Source organism: Bacillus sp. NPDC060175 (assembly GCF_042728695.1).
Lineage (GTDB): Bacteria > Bacillota > Bacilli > Bacillales > Bacillaceae_G > Bacillus_A.
Genome location: NZ_JBHWYR010000026.1, coordinates 1 through 14,666, shown reverse-complemented (window position 1 = coordinate 14,666; position 14,666 = coordinate 1). Strand labels below are relative to the sequence as shown.

At 35.2% G+C, this 14,666-nt stretch carries 17 protein-coding genes and 3 pseudogenes; 10 read left to right on the top strand and 10 right to left on the bottom strand.

All coding sequences use genetic code 11. The features are described 5' to 3' along the window. Window positions 1-51: 51 nt before the first annotated feature. The 3 genes from ACFWDE_RS14735 (at window position 52) to ACFWDE_RS14725 (ending at window position 2,201) form a co-directional block, all read left to right on the top strand. Window positions 52-684 carry a helix-turn-helix transcriptional regulator gene (locus tag ACFWDE_RS14735; protein ID WP_377893060.1) on the top strand — a complete coding sequence of 211 codons (633 nt, stop codon included), beginning with the start codon at window positions 52-54 and terminating at the stop codon, window positions 682-684. A 107-nt stretch (window positions 685-791) separates the two neighbouring features. Next, window positions 792-1,556, top strand: coding sequence for a TIGR01457 family HAD-type hydrolase (locus ACFWDE_RS14730; protein WP_377893059.1), 765 nt, complete (start codon window positions 792-794; stop codon window positions 1,554-1,556). A 114-nt stretch (window positions 1,557-1,670) separates the two neighbouring features. Further along, window positions 1,671-2,201, top strand: coding sequence for an iron ABC transporter substrate-binding protein (locus tag ACFWDE_RS14725; RefSeq protein WP_377893058.1), 531 nt, complete (start codon window positions 1,671-1,673; stop codon window positions 2,199-2,201). A 32-nt stretch (window positions 2,202-2,233) separates the two neighbouring features. Here ACFWDE_RS14725 and ACFWDE_RS14720 read toward each other — a convergent pair. From ACFWDE_RS14720 to ACFWDE_RS14700, 5 genes and pseudogenes are all read right to left on the bottom strand, one after another. Next, window positions 2,234-2,338 (bottom strand): annotated as a pseudogene (locus ACFWDE_RS14720) (NAD(P)H-dependent oxidoreductase); the annotation flags it as partial. 561 nt (window positions 2,339-2,899) lie between these two features. Further along, window positions 2,900-3,715: an HAD family hydrolase gene (locus tag ACFWDE_RS14715; RefSeq protein WP_377893057.1), complete on the bottom strand. Its 816-nt coding sequence runs from the start codon at window positions 3,713-3,715 to the stop codon at window positions 2,900-2,902. After that, a complete protein-coding gene (locus ACFWDE_RS14710) occupies window positions 3,712-4,830 on the bottom strand; it encodes a cysteine protease StiP family protein (protein ID WP_377893055.1) in 1,119 nt (372 codons plus the stop codon). The genes ACFWDE_RS14715 and ACFWDE_RS14710 overlap by 4 nt, the downstream gene beginning before the upstream one ends. A gap of 2 nt (window positions 4,831-4,832) precedes the next feature. Beyond that, the gene (locus ACFWDE_RS14705) at window positions 4,833-6,197 is read right to left on the bottom strand and encodes a phosphoribosyltransferase family protein (protein WP_377893054.1); all 1,365 of its coding nucleotides are present in this window, start codon (window positions 6,195-6,197) and stop codon (window positions 4,833-4,835) included. Further along, on the bottom strand, window positions 6,142-7,245 hold the full coding sequence (locus ACFWDE_RS14700) for an HpcH/HpaI aldolase/citrate lyase family protein (protein ID WP_377893053.1): 1,104 nt from the start codon (window positions 7,243-7,245) through the stop codon (window positions 6,142-6,144). The genes ACFWDE_RS14705 and ACFWDE_RS14700 overlap by 56 nt, the downstream gene beginning before the upstream one ends. 163 nt (window positions 7,246-7,408) lie before the next feature. Between ACFWDE_RS14700 and ACFWDE_RS14695 the strand changes: the two genes are divergently transcribed. Further along, the gene (locus ACFWDE_RS14695) at window positions 7,409-7,888 is read left to right on the top strand and encodes a GNAT family N-acetyltransferase (protein ID WP_377893051.1); all 480 of its coding nucleotides are present in this window, start codon (window positions 7,409-7,411) and stop codon (window positions 7,886-7,888) included. Between the two features lie 19 nt (window positions 7,889-7,907). Here the strand turns inward: ACFWDE_RS14695 and ACFWDE_RS14690 are convergent, their stop codons facing one another. After that, window positions 7,908-8,399: a phosphatidylglycerophosphatase A family protein gene (locus tag ACFWDE_RS14690; RefSeq protein WP_002145078.1), complete on the bottom strand. Its 492-nt coding sequence runs from the start codon at window positions 8,397-8,399 to the stop codon at window positions 7,908-7,910. A 120-nt stretch (window positions 8,400-8,519) separates the two neighbouring features. Between ACFWDE_RS14690 and yutH the strand changes: the two genes are divergently transcribed. Further along, window positions 8,520-9,521, top strand: a complete 1,002-nt coding sequence (yutH, locus tag ACFWDE_RS14685; protein ID WP_219920735.1) for a spore coat putative kinase YutH — start codon at window positions 8,520-8,522, stop codon at window positions 9,519-9,521. 79 nt (window positions 9,522-9,600) lie between these two features. On the opposite strand, the gene ACFWDE_RS14680 is transcribed toward yutH, so the two are convergent. Beyond that, window positions 9,601-9,816, bottom strand: a complete 216-nt coding sequence (locus ACFWDE_RS14680) for a hypothetical protein (protein ID WP_002068096.1) — start codon at window positions 9,814-9,816, stop codon at window positions 9,601-9,603. Between the two features lie 327 nt (window positions 9,817-10,143). Further along, window positions 10,144-10,380, bottom strand: a complete 237-nt coding sequence (locus tag ACFWDE_RS14675; protein WP_000431159.1) for a NifU family protein — start codon at window positions 10,378-10,380, stop codon at window positions 10,144-10,146. A 206-nt stretch (window positions 10,381-10,586) separates the two neighbouring features. On the opposite strand from ACFWDE_RS14675, the gene ACFWDE_RS14670 reads away from it, so the two are divergent. Both ACFWDE_RS14670 and ACFWDE_RS14665 read left to right on the top strand, forming a co-directional pair. Next, window positions 10,587-10,895: a YuzD family protein gene (locus ACFWDE_RS14670; protein WP_002145082.1), complete on the top strand. Its 309-nt coding sequence runs from the start codon at window positions 10,587-10,589 to the stop codon at window positions 10,893-10,895. A 52-nt stretch (window positions 10,896-10,947) separates the two neighbouring features. Continuing rightward, the gene (locus ACFWDE_RS14665; RefSeq protein WP_377893049.1) at window positions 10,948-11,742 is read left to right on the top strand and encodes a nucleotidyltransferase domain-containing protein; all 795 of its coding nucleotides are present in this window, start codon (window positions 10,948-10,950) and stop codon (window positions 11,740-11,742) included. Window positions 11,743-11,801: 59 nt separating this feature from the next. Here the strand turns inward: ACFWDE_RS14665 and ACFWDE_RS14660 are convergent. Then, window positions 11,802-12,269, bottom strand: a pseudogene (locus ACFWDE_RS14660) (DUF4304 domain-containing protein); the annotation flags it as partial. Continuing rightward, on the bottom strand, window positions 12,256-12,726 hold the full coding sequence (locus ACFWDE_RS14655) for an SMI1/KNR4 family protein (RefSeq protein WP_377893048.1): 471 nt from the start codon (window positions 12,724-12,726) through the stop codon (window positions 12,256-12,258). The gene ACFWDE_RS14655 and the pseudogene ACFWDE_RS14660, both read right to left, overlap by 14 nt. An 89-nt stretch (window positions 12,727-12,815) precedes the next feature. On the opposite strand from ACFWDE_RS14655, the pseudogene ACFWDE_RS14650 reads away from it, so the two are divergent. From ACFWDE_RS14650 to ACFWDE_RS14640, 3 genes and pseudogenes are all read left to right on the top strand, one after another. Beyond that, a pseudogene (locus ACFWDE_RS14650) lies at window positions 12,816-13,055 on the top strand (DUF7660 family protein). Between the two features lie 36 nt (window positions 13,056-13,091). Further along, window positions 13,092-13,466, top strand: a complete 375-nt coding sequence (locus tag ACFWDE_RS14645; RefSeq protein WP_377893047.1) for a hypothetical protein — start codon at window positions 13,092-13,094, stop codon at window positions 13,464-13,466. Window positions 13,467-13,596: 130 nt separating this feature from the next. After that, a complete protein-coding gene (locus ACFWDE_RS14640) occupies window positions 13,597-14,547 on the top strand; it encodes an Rpn family recombination-promoting nuclease/putative transposase (RefSeq protein WP_377893046.1) in 951 nt (316 codons plus the stop codon). The last annotated feature ends 119 nt before the right edge of the window (window positions 14,548-14,666 follow it).

Below are 14,666 nucleotides of genomic sequence, written 5' to 3'. Positions count from 1 at the left end.
CTTTGGGGATCTTATATTGTATATGAGAGAGAAAAGGGAGAAGGGTGAAATATGGGGGAAGCACGTACTACGAAAGAAGAGATTGTACAATTATTGAAGGTAAAGGGTGAGCATACTGTAGCAGATTTAGCTGAAGCTTTAGAGATTACTGAGATGGCGATTCGAAGGCATTTAAGTAAACTGGAGAAAGATGAGCTAATCTATTCAAAGATGGTAAGACAGCATGTCGGACGACCAACATATTTGTATGGATTAAGTCAAAAGGGAGAAGATACATTCCCGAAAGAATATAAGCAATTTGCTATTGATATGCTAGAAGATTTAGCTCGAATGGGCGATGAAAAAATGCTGCGTCACGTCTTGCAAGCGAGAACGAAACGAATGGAAGAACAGTTGCAAAAGAGGATAAGTAATCAAAGCAATTTAGCGTATAAAGTTCAAGAAGTAGCTGCTATGCAAGAGAGAAACGGTTATATGGTTCAAATAAAGCGAGATGGGGAGCATTCTTTCATATTTGAAAAGCAAAACTGTCCGTTAAAGGAAATTGCAGAGAGATTCCCGCAAGTGTGTGAAGATGAAAAAGATATGTATAAGCGGTTATTTGTAGATGCAAATGTGAAGACGTTAGCAAACATGTGTGAGGGAGATTGTAATTGTTCGTACCAAATAAAAGAGAAAAAATGAACGTTATGGGACGCTTTAGGGTAAAGCGTTTTTTTCTTTTGAAAAAGGGGTTAATATAAGAGTGGTATGATAGATATGAACGTTAGCATAGAAGGAGAGACATAATAATGTATAAAGGTTATTTAATTGATTTAGACGGTACGATGTATCGCGGTGAAGAACAAATTGAAGAAGCAAGTGACTTCGTAAAAGCATTAGGAGAACGCGGTATTCCATATTTATTCGTTACAAATAACTCAACTCGTAAACCAGAACAAGTTGCAGAAAAACTTGTTCGTTTCGATATTCCAGCGAAAGCGGAGCAAGTATTCACAACGAGTATGGCTACAGCGAACTTTATTTATGAGCGCAAACAAGATGCAACTGTATATATGATTGGTGAAGAGGGCTTACATGCTGCTCTTGTGGAAAAAGGATTTGAAATTGTGGATGAAAATCCTGATTTCGTCGTTGTTGGATTAGATCGCGACATCACATATGAAAAATTAGCGAAAGCGTGCCTTGCTGTGCGTAACGGTGCAACGTTTATTTCAACAAATGGGGATATCGCAATTCCGACCGAGCGCGGATTATTACCGGGTAACGGTTCATTAACATCAGTTGTAGCAGTATCAACAGGTGTGGATCCAATCTTTATTGGAAAACCAGAATCAATCATTATGGAACAAGCGTTAAAAGTGCTTGGCATAGAAAAAGAAGAAGCATTAATGGTTGGGGATAACTACGATACAGATATTTTAGCGGGGATAAATGCTGGTATGCATACCCTTATTGTCCACACTGGAGTAACAACTGTGGAGAAGTTAATAGAATATGAAGTACAACCGACGCGAGTTGTGCATAACTTGACAGAGTGGATTGAGAAGATGTAATGAAAGGCAGGTAACCGGAAGAGGTTGCCTGTTTTTTTATGCATAATTACATATGTACTATAGGTATATAAAATGTAAAATTTATATGTGGTGATATGGAGGGGAGGAATAAGAGTGTACTGGATGTCATGTATTATGTTTGTTTTTACATTATGTGTTTTGTTCTTTGTTCTATGGAAGATATATAAAATAAATGAAATGAAAAAAAGTGCAGGAAAACTTATTGCAACATATCCTCGGGTGAAACGACGTTGGATTGCATTACTTGGACCAGCATACTTCATCGGGCAATGTATGTATATATATGCTCAGTACGTAAATGGTGATATTGGTACAGTTGAACAGTTTCTCGTTCAGTCAGGTAGTTATGCTGTAGCAAGTTGTTTTATGACTTTAATAGCTATCCATCTTATTAAAAGTGTACAAATATATGAAAAAGGTGTAATAGACGGATTGAACTTTTATTCATACGAAGAATTAAAAGGCTATAAAACATCAACATGGGAAAATCCAAAAGAAAATATATTTTTATATCGCGGGCGAGAAAAAATGAATGACAATGTAAATTTACTTATTAGACAGGAAGATATTAATGAATTAGAAAGCATTCTTCAAAGATATATTCCGAAATTGATGATGAAATAAAAAACTCCGGTTGTTATAACCGGAGTTTTTTATTAAAATACGCGATTCACAACTTCTTTTACTTCTTCAAGATAGTGTTTACGTACATCGTTGTCCACAGAAGGAAGGCTTGTATAGAATGTACGCTCAAGTATTTCGTTTTTCTTCCTCCTATTTGTGGATATGTTAGTAGTTATTCGCATATCTGTAACTGTTATGGTTACTTTTGGGGCGACGGTCAAATAATACATATGTATAAAAAGACGTCCCAAACCGTCTTTCTATATCCCGCTCATACAAAGTACAAAGAAGACGAATAAAATGATGACAATACCAATTCCAAAGTTAAATACAAGAGTACTATCCATATATGTAACCTCCTTGTTTGAAAGTAAAAAGCACTCTGGCTGGAGTGCTTTTTATTATCCGAATCTGTCGCAACGAACGCCGCAACATATAGAAAGGGAATAATGCGTTTAAAGAGTTATATTAATTTATGCATTAATTTTGTAAATGAGCAGGTCCTGCTCAGGTATAGAAAAAAAGACACTCTTTCGAGTGTCTTTCATGATGACAAAATGTGTCAATTGCTTGAGTCTGATAAGACGTTAATTTCCGTTTTAACGTCTTTTCTTTAATCAAGAAGTGTAGCAACAGCGATTCGAATAAATTGTAGCATTTTTTAAATGGGTGCGCGCATGCAATTATGCATATTTGTATTATAAAGTAGGTAATGAACGATGGATAATTTGAAGGGCTTTACTTACAATTTCTTCTGCTGCGTATATACCAATTTCATTTGTTTTTAAAATATGAGGTTGTAAGTTATCATGTGTTGCTCCCAGTTCGCCGTGAAGTGGTGCGAAAGCATAGTTAGCTTTTTCAAGCATACATAAATCGAGTAAAGAATCCCCGGCTGTAATAACGGTATCTATTTGTAGTATTTCTTTTATATATTGGACAGCATCCCATTTGTTAACTGGTTTCGGTACAAAGTATAATTTTCTACCTTGAAGTGAGTGAGTCCAACCTTGTTCATCCAACCAAGCAGTGAAGGCCTTTAATTCATCATAGGGAATGTTTTCGCGCTTTACGATGCAGTAATGAAATAATCGATCGGCAGTTTTTTTTGATGTGACCCAATCTTTATGGGCAAGTTGTTCAAATTCTTTTAGTATATCATTACTTTCTAGGCATTCTGTTGAGATTCTCTTTTGTATTTTTTCTTTCCAAATAGTATCTTGCTTGCCGTTATGAAGAATATTGCCACCGTTACTTGTAACAACATACTCAGGAATAATTTCATTTTTGAACAATAAAAGGCGCTGAAACTGTTCAATAGTTCTTGTGGTGACTGGGATGAAATGTGAGTGCAATTGCAGTTTTTTTAATAGCGAAATGGTTTTATACGATATGAAAGAAATCTCTTTCCCATCCAAAGTTTCAATGAGTTGAATGGATGCATCTTCTATATGAGCGCGAAATGATTTGCGAGAATAAATAAGGGTTTGGTCAAGATCGCTGGCAAAAATCATGTTGTTTTCCTCATAAGGGGTTTAATTAGACCGCAACATGAATAGGTCATATTTTCGTATATTTCCACAGGGACATTCTTTTCTTTTGCAAGAAGTAAAATATGTTCTAACTCAGGATTATTTTCTGTTCGTATTAAAATTTTCCAAGGCATTCTCCGTAGTAACACGCGAGTTGTTTCACCAACTCCTGGTTTGATTAAGTTAATATCCTCTATTCTAAAATGTGTTTGAATAGATTGGATGTCTTTTAGCCCCTGCCAAGATGGCTTTGTGTATGTTGAAGCAATATGATGTAATTGTTCGTTTATATGAAAATGAGCAGAAGGGAATGATGTTGCTACTTCGTCGATAAAAAAGTTGGATAAGTCTTCTTGTTCTAGTTCTTTATAATATTTAACACCATGAAAATCATTTGAACCAATAAAGGCATCATTTAATACAGTACGACTAATTAATCCTGATACGGTTGCATTTAAGCAAGCGCTTGGAATGAGAAAATCTTCTCGGGTGCCATAAATTGAAGTGCAGTAACCAGGATCAGCAAGTACCGCCATGCAATGAGAAATCTGTGTATTGTTTTTCTCGTTAAAATCAAGTATTGCATGTTTTAGTTCTTTTTTTATTGCTCCCTTTCCTGTCCAACCGTCAATAAATTGCATCGTCTCATTTGGATGGTGCTTTAAAATATAGCGAAGAGCATTTTCATCAATACCTCTTCCACGAATAATCGAAATACAATAATGTGGTACATCAAGATTATAACGATAACGTATATAGCGCTTTATGAGAACACCGATAGGCGTACCTGCACGTGCTAATGAAACGAGGACAAGATTTGTTCCTTTATTCTGTATGATTTGCTCTGCAACGACGCCAACAGCAACTGCTATTTTGTGTTTATATTTTTGCATTGAAGAGAAGAATAAATCCATATAGGCTTTAGACGGCTTATATTCGATTGGCAACATTTCAGAATAATGTGTGCCAGATTGAATCGCTCGTTCTCTCGTTTTTGTTGAACTTTCTTCCAGCATGTCACTAATATCTTTTAATAGAAAAATAGCATCTTCACGGCTATAACTACCAATATTTGAATCTACTTTTACTCTTTCCATAGTTATCGACCTTCCTTTTCTATTCTTTTTGAAAATGAGACGATATGAATAATTGGAATAACCGTTTGTAATTGCTTTAAAAGAGGAGATAATGATTCCTCATCTAAGTCACGTTCTATAAAAAGGAATACTTCATCGTAATCATGAGATGAAATATTATAAAAATAATTCGTAATAGTAGCATCCTCAGGACTTGGATACGAAAAACGATTATAAATAGCATACTGCACCCCATTTTGGTCAGGATGGATAGGGCTTCGTGTTGTAGATTGATATAAAATGTTTTCCCCCATTTGAGCAGCAATTTTCATAGGGATATACATAAACTCACCAGTTCCTAGACAAAGCGATCGTTTTCCTATTCGTTTTTTCTTTAAGTCATTGCCAACCTTTTGAGCGAAATTATGGATTTGTATTTGTTCATGCGCTGAAATACCGAAGCGACCTGTATGCTTTATATAATTTGCTTTACGTTCAATAGATGTATAAGGTAATGTCGGACAAGCAATTGTATGCTTTTGAAAATGAGGCTCTGTTCCTTTGTTGTGAATTTCTTTCTTGGAAGTAGTTAATGGATGTCCAGTCGCACGAATGGTTCCGCCCAATAAAGAAATAACGTGAATTTTTATTTGAAGTTCATCTTCTAGTTCTTTAAATTTGTTTCGATGTGTATCGGAACGCCAATCTAGTAAAGAGGCGATGGTGTATTCTTCTCGTGGGAATTTCTCTTGAATGGACCTGATAATATTTAATGCTGTTTTTCCTGTTGTCATCTCATCATCTACAAGGATAATTGGATTTTTGTTTTGGAAAAAATTTTTATCCACATAACAACGGTGCGATGTTGCATGGGAATGCTCTTCTTCAAATGTAATAACGGGTTCAAGCTCAGGTATCGATTCCCTAGTTGTATGCACATACTTTGCATTTTTGAAACATTGAAACATAGAGTGACCGAGTGCCGTTGCTGTTTCAGCAAAGCCGATAAATAAAACTTCTTCCTGTAACGGATATTGATAATGAAATACCTCTTCTGGAATTTCATCCATTTCTGAAGAAATGAGATTTAAAATTTCTTTCTGAAATGGATGAACAGTGTTATGTAGTATTTCCATATATCTTGCAGCAAGAGCGTATCCGCTTGCTAAAGCAACTACTGGTTTAACAGGAAGATGCTTTCCAAGAATGGTACTCACAAATAAAAAGCTACGCTTCTTATTTACCCTCGCAGCCATTTGAAAAAAAGAGTCTAGCGCTAAGTTATATGGATCATCACGTATTTCTATATGAACTTGTATATCATTTAAAATGTTATACGAGTTGCTTTGTGTTTGTAATAAGGAGATCGGTGAATTTTTTATTTTCATGTAGCACCCCGTAAATATTAGATTTTAAAATGACTTTGCGAGCCCAATTGTAGTGTGGCTTTACTTCATTCATTTTGTTAGCAAAGCTACTTTTTAGCACTCCGTTATACGTATCAGCATTTTGTAAAATAGATTTTGCATCTAAATAATCTTCCAGTGTGACAATGTGCATCGCTTGTACAATATTAATATGAGAAGGATGAATAACTGTCTTTCCAATTAATCCATTCGCTTGATCAAGTGATACTTCATGTATGAGCCCATCTTCATAATCATTAGAAAAATACTCCCATACACATCCTGAAATTATATATTGGTTAGTTGCTCTAGAGAAAATATTAATAATGTCCGAAATACAATCACGAATAACAGTAATATCATAGATAGGAGTATATTTATTACGACGAATGCCAAATATACTTGAAAAATCTGTAGCACCAATGCGTATGTTTAAGATGAAATCGTAGTAGGAATCTAGCAAATCTTTTATTTGTAATAGTGATTCTAAGCGCGTTTCTTTATGCATAATTTCCGGTGATTCTAAAATCGGCATTCCGTAAAGTGAAAATGAATATAGCTCGTTAATATATTTAAGCTGATTGATGTATAATCTTCCATTAATTGGTGTGAATTTTGGGAAGACGAAGCCACATAAACAATGAATGGCACTGCCTAGTTCAGTAACAATTGCTTTCATTTGATTTGGATTTCGAACTCTAATGAAAAGAAGTGGTATGTCTGTTTGGTGCAGTATGTTAGCACTGACTAAGTTGGCGATTTGTTGTATTTGGACTACGATGTTTTGTTCTGCAAGTTTTACTTCCTCATCACTAATAGAATCCTCCAGGCAAAGAATAATCGATGTAGCACCTATATGTTTTTTTCTAATGATATCTTCAGCAATCGTCTCTTTCGTACCGGGTGTATAAAGGGTAGCACCTAGTGCGTAAGCCAATTGCCCTTTCTCTATATCTTTTGAAAAACTAAGAGGTTCTTTATAGAAAAATTTTCGTTTCTCTTCCAAAGATAGATAAGAAAAGTAATTCAAATTGTCACCACCTTAATTTGAATGATTCTGTTTAATCGTAACATAATAAGAAAAATCTTCCATGGAAATAAAGTAGAAAATATAAAAAATATATTGAGAAAGATGAATTATAAGATGAATATCGAATATTGTTAGTAGGCATATAATAGGGGGACAAGGGAAGATGGATATACATAAGTTAACAGAAGAAGAAGCAAACGAAATAAGTACGTGGACGTACGATGAACCGTATACGTTATATAGCTTTTCAGGAGATGCTGAAGTAATAGAAGAGCTATTAGATGGGACGTATTACGGTTGTTGTGATGAGAAGCGAGAATTCATCGGCTATTTTTGTTTTGGAGAAAATGCACAAGTTCCAGGCAGAAGAGATGCCAATTTATATGAAGGCGAAGATGTAGTAGATATAGGAATTGGAATGAAGCCCGAGTTAACAGGGAAAGGGATGGGAAAAGAATTTTTTCAAGCTGGGATAGCGTTTGCTGCTGAGGAATTCAATTCGAAAATGTTGCGACTGAGTGTAGCGACATTTAATGAGAGAGCGATTAGGCTATATGAAAATATTGGATTTCAAGTAGGACCTGTTTTTTGGAGCCGTGGAAGAGAGTTTATGCTTATGGAATATGAAAGGCCGTCAGTATGAAACTGACGGCCTAGATACGTTACTCTGAATGCTCAGCACGGTGCGCTAAACGGCTTGAAGCAGCGGCAGCGATTCCGCCAACGATATCATCAAGGAATGTGTGCACCTGTCCAGTTGATTTATCATTTAAGTATTCTAAAATACCTGGTTTTAATTTATCGATATATCCAAAGTTCGTGAAACCGATAGAACCGTACACGTTAACGATAGAAAGCGCGATGACTTCATCGATTCCATATAGTCCTTCATCGCGTTTTACGATATCTTGTAACGGTTGACTTAATAGTCCTTTTTCAGCAAGGACATCAAGTTCAATGCCTGTAATAAGTGCGTTTTGTACTTCTCGTTTTGATAGTACACGCTCAACGTTATAGCGACATTCTGACATCTCTAAATTTGCATGGTATTTCTTTTGAAGAAAATGAACAAGATCAGCAATATCGTCAATTGTTACACCGCGCTCTTGTAATAGTTGTAATGCTCTTTCTTGTAGTTGATTTGAGTCTTTCATGTTTATCACCTTTTTTTCTTTTTAGTATTTGTATACGTTTCGTTGCTTTATCATGTGCATAGGAATGAAAGGCGAGCACAAGCTCATATATATAAAGAAAAACCATAGGTGGCGACTGCGATGATTCAGCATATTTATGAGCATTATCACATGCATGTTAAAGAATTAATCCCCCTTGGCCCCTATAAAAGCTTTTGGATTCGCAACAAAATTTATGTACTTGTTCCAATTGGAGAAATGGAGGAAGAAGTACTTGTAGAGATGAAAAAGCTCAGTGATTATATGAACCAGCAAGGGGATATAACTGTTTCGACTTTCGTTCCGACTATACACGGCTACTATGTAAGTGAGATAGAAGAAAAAAATTATTGCTTATTAAAAGGTATGCGTATGTTAGAGCGACATGCTACATCATTAGGAAGTGAGCTTTCTATATTCCATAAACGTGGCGCATTCTTTCCAGAAGAAGTTGAGCAATTAAGCCGCATTGGTGAATGGAAAGCATTATGGGAAAAAAGGCTCGACCAATTAGAAAAGTTTTGGCAATCGCAAGTGATGAACCATCCTTCAGACGTATTCGATCAATTGTTTATTGAATCCTTCCCGTATTACTTAGGAGTTGCAGAAAATGCAATTCAATATGTTGTCGATACAGAAATGGACGATACACCACAAATAACTGACGCAGCAACAATTTGCCAAGAACGATTTACACCTTTATTATGGCATCAAACGAAGCGCTTAAAACTTCCTTTTGATTGGGTATATGATCACCCAAGTAGGGATATAGCAGAATGTATTCGCTATATGATGATAGAAAAAAAGAAAGATTGGGAGCAAACGGTAGTTCAATTCATTACAGATTATGAACGTAATTATTCGCTCTCTTCATTTGGTTGGCGCTTATTATTCGCAAGGCTTCTGTTCCCGCTTCACTACTTTGAAACGGTTGAACGATATTATCAAACAGGAAACGAAGAACAAAAAGGCATATATAGAGCTCGTTTAGAAATCATTTTACATGATGTGAAGCGCACTGAGCAATTTATGAATCATTTTTACGAGTCATTTCGTTTACCAGTTGATAAGTTAGGCATTAGGAAATTAGATTGGCTATCTTAAAAGTATAAAAAAGAGGCCAATTGAGGTCTCTTTTTTATACCATAAAAGATACCCATTTCTATCTTTATATAATAAGAAGCTATGCTCCTACTTTTTGATCTGTACATATAGTTAAAATAATGTGGTGTCTTTCAATTTTTTCATTTACCTTTTTTAATAATTCTTGTTGTATTTCTTTAAATAAAAATTGATAGCTCGTATTCCATGTCGGTATAACGGGTGAAAGACTTAATAAATATTCTTTTTTCTGTTCTAATTCTTGAATTGTTACAAAAGTACTCCCTATTTTTGGCATACGTCGTCCCCCCTATGTTTTTCGCTTTATATGTGTGAACGATTCACTATATATTAATTATCGCATTTTTTGAGAAGGATTTCCAATTTTGTTTTATGATGTTAATAGTGTGGGGGAGTATGTTTTGTTTGCGTACAAAAAAAGAGACCAAATATGGTCTCTTTTCTTAGAAGTAGCTTTGAACGAGCCGCTTCTGCTTTTAGATAATGTCTAGCTCCAGCGGCTAGAACAGTCGGCCATTTCGCGCCTTCCTGTGAGGCAAAAAGCGCCTCTTCGTCAGGAGCTCCAATGACCTTCTGTTCTGAACGAGCCGCTTCCGCTTTTAGATTAAAATACTTGTTCTACTTCAATAACGCCTGGTACTTCTTCAAGTAGTGCGCGTTCGATACCAGCTTTTAGTGTGATTGTAGAACTTGGGCAGCTTCCGCATGCACCCATAAGGCGTAGTTTTACGATACCTTCTTCAATGTCTACTAATTCAACGTCTCCGCCATCGCGAAGTAAGAATGGACGTAATTTATCTAATACTTCTAGTACTTGTTCTTGCATATGTGGGTTTTCCATTTTTATCGACTCCTTTCATCAGTTTTATTATAATCAAGATAGAGGGGAAAATCTATTTTTTCTGTTCTTGTTTTATTGTCGAAATATTTTATCATGTGTACAACGTGTTTTTTCAGTATAGGGGTATGGAATAAGTTTGTAAAATGATGTGCTTATGTACTAAGGTATCTGAATATACTGTTAGAGCAAGAAGTGGGGGAGAAGAAATGGTTAATGTGCAAGTGTATGGGACGAAAGTGATTTGTGCGAGTTGCGTCGGAATGCCATCTTCAACAGAAACGTTTGAGTGGTTACAAGCGGCGATTGGTCGTAAATATGAAGGACAAGAAAATAAATTTAATTTCGAGTATATTGATTTTCAACAAGAACAAGAAGATGAAGAGAAAAAAGCATTCGCAGAGCGAGTAGTGGAGGAAGATTTATTTTATCCAGTCGTTCTTGTAAATGGAGAGATTGTTGGAGAAGGAAATCCTCGTTTGAAGGATGTTTACGAAGAAATCGAGAAATATTTATAAAGCAGGAAGTCTTTGCGAATTTGCAAAGGCTTTTTTTAATGGAGGGATAGATGTGGAGAATGGAATAAAACATGCTTTACCAGGAGAAGTGAAACAGTTAATGGAGCAGTACATAGTAGAATTAAAAGAAATTTTTTCGGATGAAAAAATAGTCGGGGTATACATTTACGGATCAATCGCGCTAGGAGCATTTCATATAGAAACGAGCGATGTGGACTTTGTTACGGTAATAAGTGATTCCGTGAATAAAGCTGAAAAACAGCAAATTATAGAGCTGCATAAAAAACTTAGGAAAAGTACGTTAGGTAAAAGAATGGATGGTATGTATATTCCGCTTGCTGATTTAGGGAAATACAATCATGAAATAAATGAGTACGTGTATTGTGCAGAGGGGAAAGCGGATAGTGGTTACTGGGACATTAATGCAGTAACATGGTGGACGTTGAAAAACCAAGGTATTACAGTTATCGGGAAAGAAGCAGAAGACCTTCCGTTTCAAATAAAGTGGAACGATGTAGTAAACACAATGAAATATAACGTAGAACATTACTGGCTTGAAAAAGCGAAGCGTCCTTATTTATTTTTCATAGAAGAATGGGTAGAATCAGCTGTCGTTACGATGGGACGTATTTTATATACGTTAGATCATAAAACAATCGTTTCAAAAGATAGAGGATTGCAATATATGTTGGAACTTTACTCTCATAAGTGGGAGCCTTTATTAAGAGAAGTAGAGCGAATGCGGCATAATCCAAAGGAAAAGCGAAAGCTCTCTAGTTGGAGACGGGCTGATATGACGAAGAGGTATTTGCTTAGTGTGATTGAGGAGTGTAGGCGAAAGTGGTAGGTGAATAGTAAAAGCATCCTTTGTATGAAGGGTGCTTTTACTATTTTTAGATAATGAAAAAATGCTTTTTCTTGTAATATTGGAACGACAGCTATTATGGAAGTAATGGAATGTATAGTTGTCTTTATTAAATTTTCATAAGATGCCCACGTTTGAAACCAGTCGAAAATAGTAGAAAGGTAATTCGGAATGTCGATAGTTTCATGTGAAACATTATGTAATAACTGGTTCTGTTTCATATGTATAGGCTCTATCCTTGTTCGTAGAATGCAATCGAATAGTGAGATGTTTTCTTTTACTTGTAATTGGTCCGTAATAAGTTGCGGGAGACCAATTGGATGAACACCTATATTTATATAGAAATCATCTCCAAACTGGCTTTTTTGTATATGAATGATCTTATAAAATCCGTTGTCAGCTTTGGAAAATGTATGTCTTTTCTTCTTAAATCCAAGTGGTTTTAAAGCAACGTGTAAATTTGTAATAAAATCTTGCTCCTCTTTAGAGCGAAGCTTATTCTTCATCATAATCGTAAGTAGTTAAGTTTTGTAAGAAGCTTTCAAAGTTAGGTGCTAATTCAATAATTTCCTCAAACTCATTATCGATAAATATAACTGGAGGGTTTTTAGCTACATTTCGATAGTCTAATGCAATCCATGTATGTCCATCACCAGATAAAAGTACGATATTCTCAGGCATTTCCCATTCTTGAATTAAATAATGGCTCTCTAAAATACTAGATTCATTCTCATTAAAAGAAATGCCATATAAACCAGAAACATTAACGTGATCATCTGCCCAAGAATTTGGCTCTGAAGTAGGGTGAGCATCAAGGCGAAGAGTTCCCCCATTTTGTTCTTTTAGAAGGTTTATGTATGATTCTGGGAGCTTTACGTTCAGTACTTCTTCTGCTTTTTTTATTAGTTCGTCGTTAATAGGGGCTAATTTTAAATAATCATCTTCTGCCCAAAGTGTAGTCTTCATATTGGATCACCTCAAATAATAGTTTTAAGAATCTTATTTCATATATTATAGTTAGTTTAAATGACGAGCAATAGAAGGATGAGAATAATATGGATGTGTATGAATCCCTTGAGCACGTAAATTCTAAAGAAGACTTATTGAGGTTTATATCTTCAAAAGGATTTTAAAGTGAATAGGGGAATATAGAGGTAGAGACTTATTTAGAGGCATTACATGGTTGGTTAGGTGATTATGAAGGTGTTTATATAAATCAAGGAGAGAAGCTTCCAGAAAATATTCCATGGAAGTTTATTGCCCAGATGTTACTTGCGGCAGCTTATTATGAATAAAGTTAGATTTTTAAAAGATAGAATGGAGAAAATATTATGATTAACCATAATAAAATTAAACAACTTTTAGCATATGTAGATCGTGCTGAGGATAATGAAATTGAATTAGAGTATGAATTTGAACCACTGATGATAGGATTATTTAAAAGTGAAGAAATAGAAGAAGGGCAACTTGGTTATAGCTTTGATGATGAAGGTCAAAGTTTAATCGGGGATGAAGAAGGAGACTGGAAAGATGGATGGATTGTAGTTGGGATAGATTCATATCTCGGAGATCCAATCTTTGTAGATAGTAATGATGAGAATTGTCCAGTTTATACAGCTATGCACGGTGAAGGAGATTGGGAGCCGGAATGTATAGCTAAGCGTATAGAAGATGTTATTGAGAAAGTGAAAGGAAATGTGGAATAGTTGTGTGGTGATGAAAAAGAGCTCTAATTAGAGCTCTTTTTTTCTTTATTATTTCAAGCTCTTATTTGCCTACTTACGTTTTTGTTATGTAAAATGAAACTATAAATAAAATAAGCAGGTGAAAAGACACATGTCCAAGAAATTAGTTAATTTACGTATTGATTTTGCGTTTAAACAATTATTTGGTACAAGTGGTAGCGAAGATATTCTTATTACATTTTTGAATGCGATGTTACAGGAATCTTTGGAATCACCAATTGCTTCATTACAACTAGAGGATCCTCATTTACATCGTCAATATGAGGACGATAAATTATCGATTTTAGATGTTTTAGCTACATTAAATACGGGTACAAAGGTTAATGTGGAGATTCAGTTGAATAATAATCATCATATGATAAAACGAAGTTTATACTATTGGGGAAAATTATATACATCTCAACTGCAAAAAGGGATGGCGTATAGTGAACTTTGTAAAACAATTACTGTGAACTTATTGAATTTTAACATGTTTCCTGAGTATGGTGAGTTTCATACAACGGGGGTTCTTTGGAATAGGAAACAGAAAAGAATATTAAGCGATGACATAGAAATTCATGTTGTCGAGATTCCAAAATTAATGCGGCAGTGGAAAGCGGAAAAAATAAATCCTTGGGAAGATGCATTTGTACGTTGGTTGTTATTGTTACCGGCGAATGAAGATGAACAATTGACAGAACTATTGGAGGATATTGCGATGAGCCAAGACCCAATGTTACAAAAAGCGATGAATAAATGGGAAGATATGAGCCGAGATTCTTCTTTCAGGCAAGCATATGACGCCAGAGAAAAAGTACTAATGGATGAGGCTGCGAAATTTGCGCATGCAGAAAAGGAAGGACTTAAAAGAGGAATCGAACAAGGAATCGAAAAGGGAATTGAAAAGGGAATTGAAAAGGGAATTGAAAAGGGAATTGAAAGAGGAATCGAAAAAGGGAAAATACAGTTAATTCGTGGGATGTATGAGAAAGGGATGCCGATTGAAGATATCGCGAAGTTTACTGATTTAAATATAGAGGAAATTAGGGAGTTATTAAGATAAGATTTAGCCGTTCTTTAAGGAGAAAATATGTTATAAAAGAGGAATCCATTGAAGGATTCCTCTTTTATATAAATTAAGAAATAATTAACATGGTGTATTAAATGGTTTATATATAAGTA

Excerpts from the sequence above, each read along its gene's own strand:
- ACFWDE_RS14735 (WP_377893060.1), top strand. The coding sequence starts at position 52 with ATGGGGGAAGCACGTACTACGAAAGAAGAGATTGTACAATTATTGAAG.
- ACFWDE_RS14730 (WP_377893059.1), top strand. The coding sequence starts at position 792 with ATGTATAAAGGTTATTTAATTGATTTAGACGGTACGATGTATCGCGGT.
- ACFWDE_RS14715 (WP_377893057.1), bottom strand. The coding sequence starts at position 3,715 with ATGATTTTTGCCAGCGATCTTGACCAAACCCTTATTTATTCTCGCAAA.
- ACFWDE_RS14710 (WP_377893055.1), bottom strand. The coding sequence starts at position 4,830 with ATGGAAAGAGTAAAAGTAGATTCAAATATTGGTAGTTATAGCCGTGAA.
- ACFWDE_RS14705 (WP_377893054.1), bottom strand. The coding sequence starts at position 6,197 with ATGAAAATAAAAAATTCACCGATCTCCTTATTACAAACACAAAGCAAC.
- ACFWDE_RS14695 (WP_377893051.1), top strand. The coding sequence starts at position 7,409 with ATGGATATACATAAGTTAACAGAAGAAGAAGCAAACGAAATAAGTACG.
- ACFWDE_RS14690 (WP_002145078.1), bottom strand. The coding sequence starts at position 8,399 with ATGAAAGACTCAAATCAACTACAAGAAAGAGCATTACAACTATTACAA.
- yutH (WP_219920735.1), top strand. The coding sequence starts at position 8,520 with ATGATTCAGCATATTTATGAGCATTATCACATGCATGTTAAAGAATTA.
- ACFWDE_RS14680 (WP_002068096.1), bottom strand. The coding sequence starts at position 9,816 with ATGCCAAAAATAGGGAGTACTTTTGTAACAATTCAAGAATTAGAACAG.
- ACFWDE_RS14675 (WP_000431159.1), bottom strand. The coding sequence starts at position 10,380 with ATGGAAAACCCACATATGCAAGAACAAGTACTAGAAGTATTAGATAAA.
- ACFWDE_RS14670 (WP_002145082.1), top strand. The coding sequence starts at position 10,587 with ATGGTTAATGTGCAAGTGTATGGGACGAAAGTGATTTGTGCGAGTTGC.
- ACFWDE_RS14655 (WP_377893048.1), bottom strand. The coding sequence starts at position 12,726 with ATGAAGACTACACTTTGGGCAGAAGATGATTATTTAAAATTAGCCCCT.
- ACFWDE_RS14645 (WP_377893047.1), top strand. The coding sequence starts at position 13,092 with ATGATTAACCATAATAAAATTAAACAACTTTTAGCATATGTAGATCGT.
- ACFWDE_RS14640 (WP_377893046.1), top strand. The coding sequence starts at position 13,597 with ATGTCCAAGAAATTAGTTAATTTACGTATTGATTTTGCGTTTAAACAA.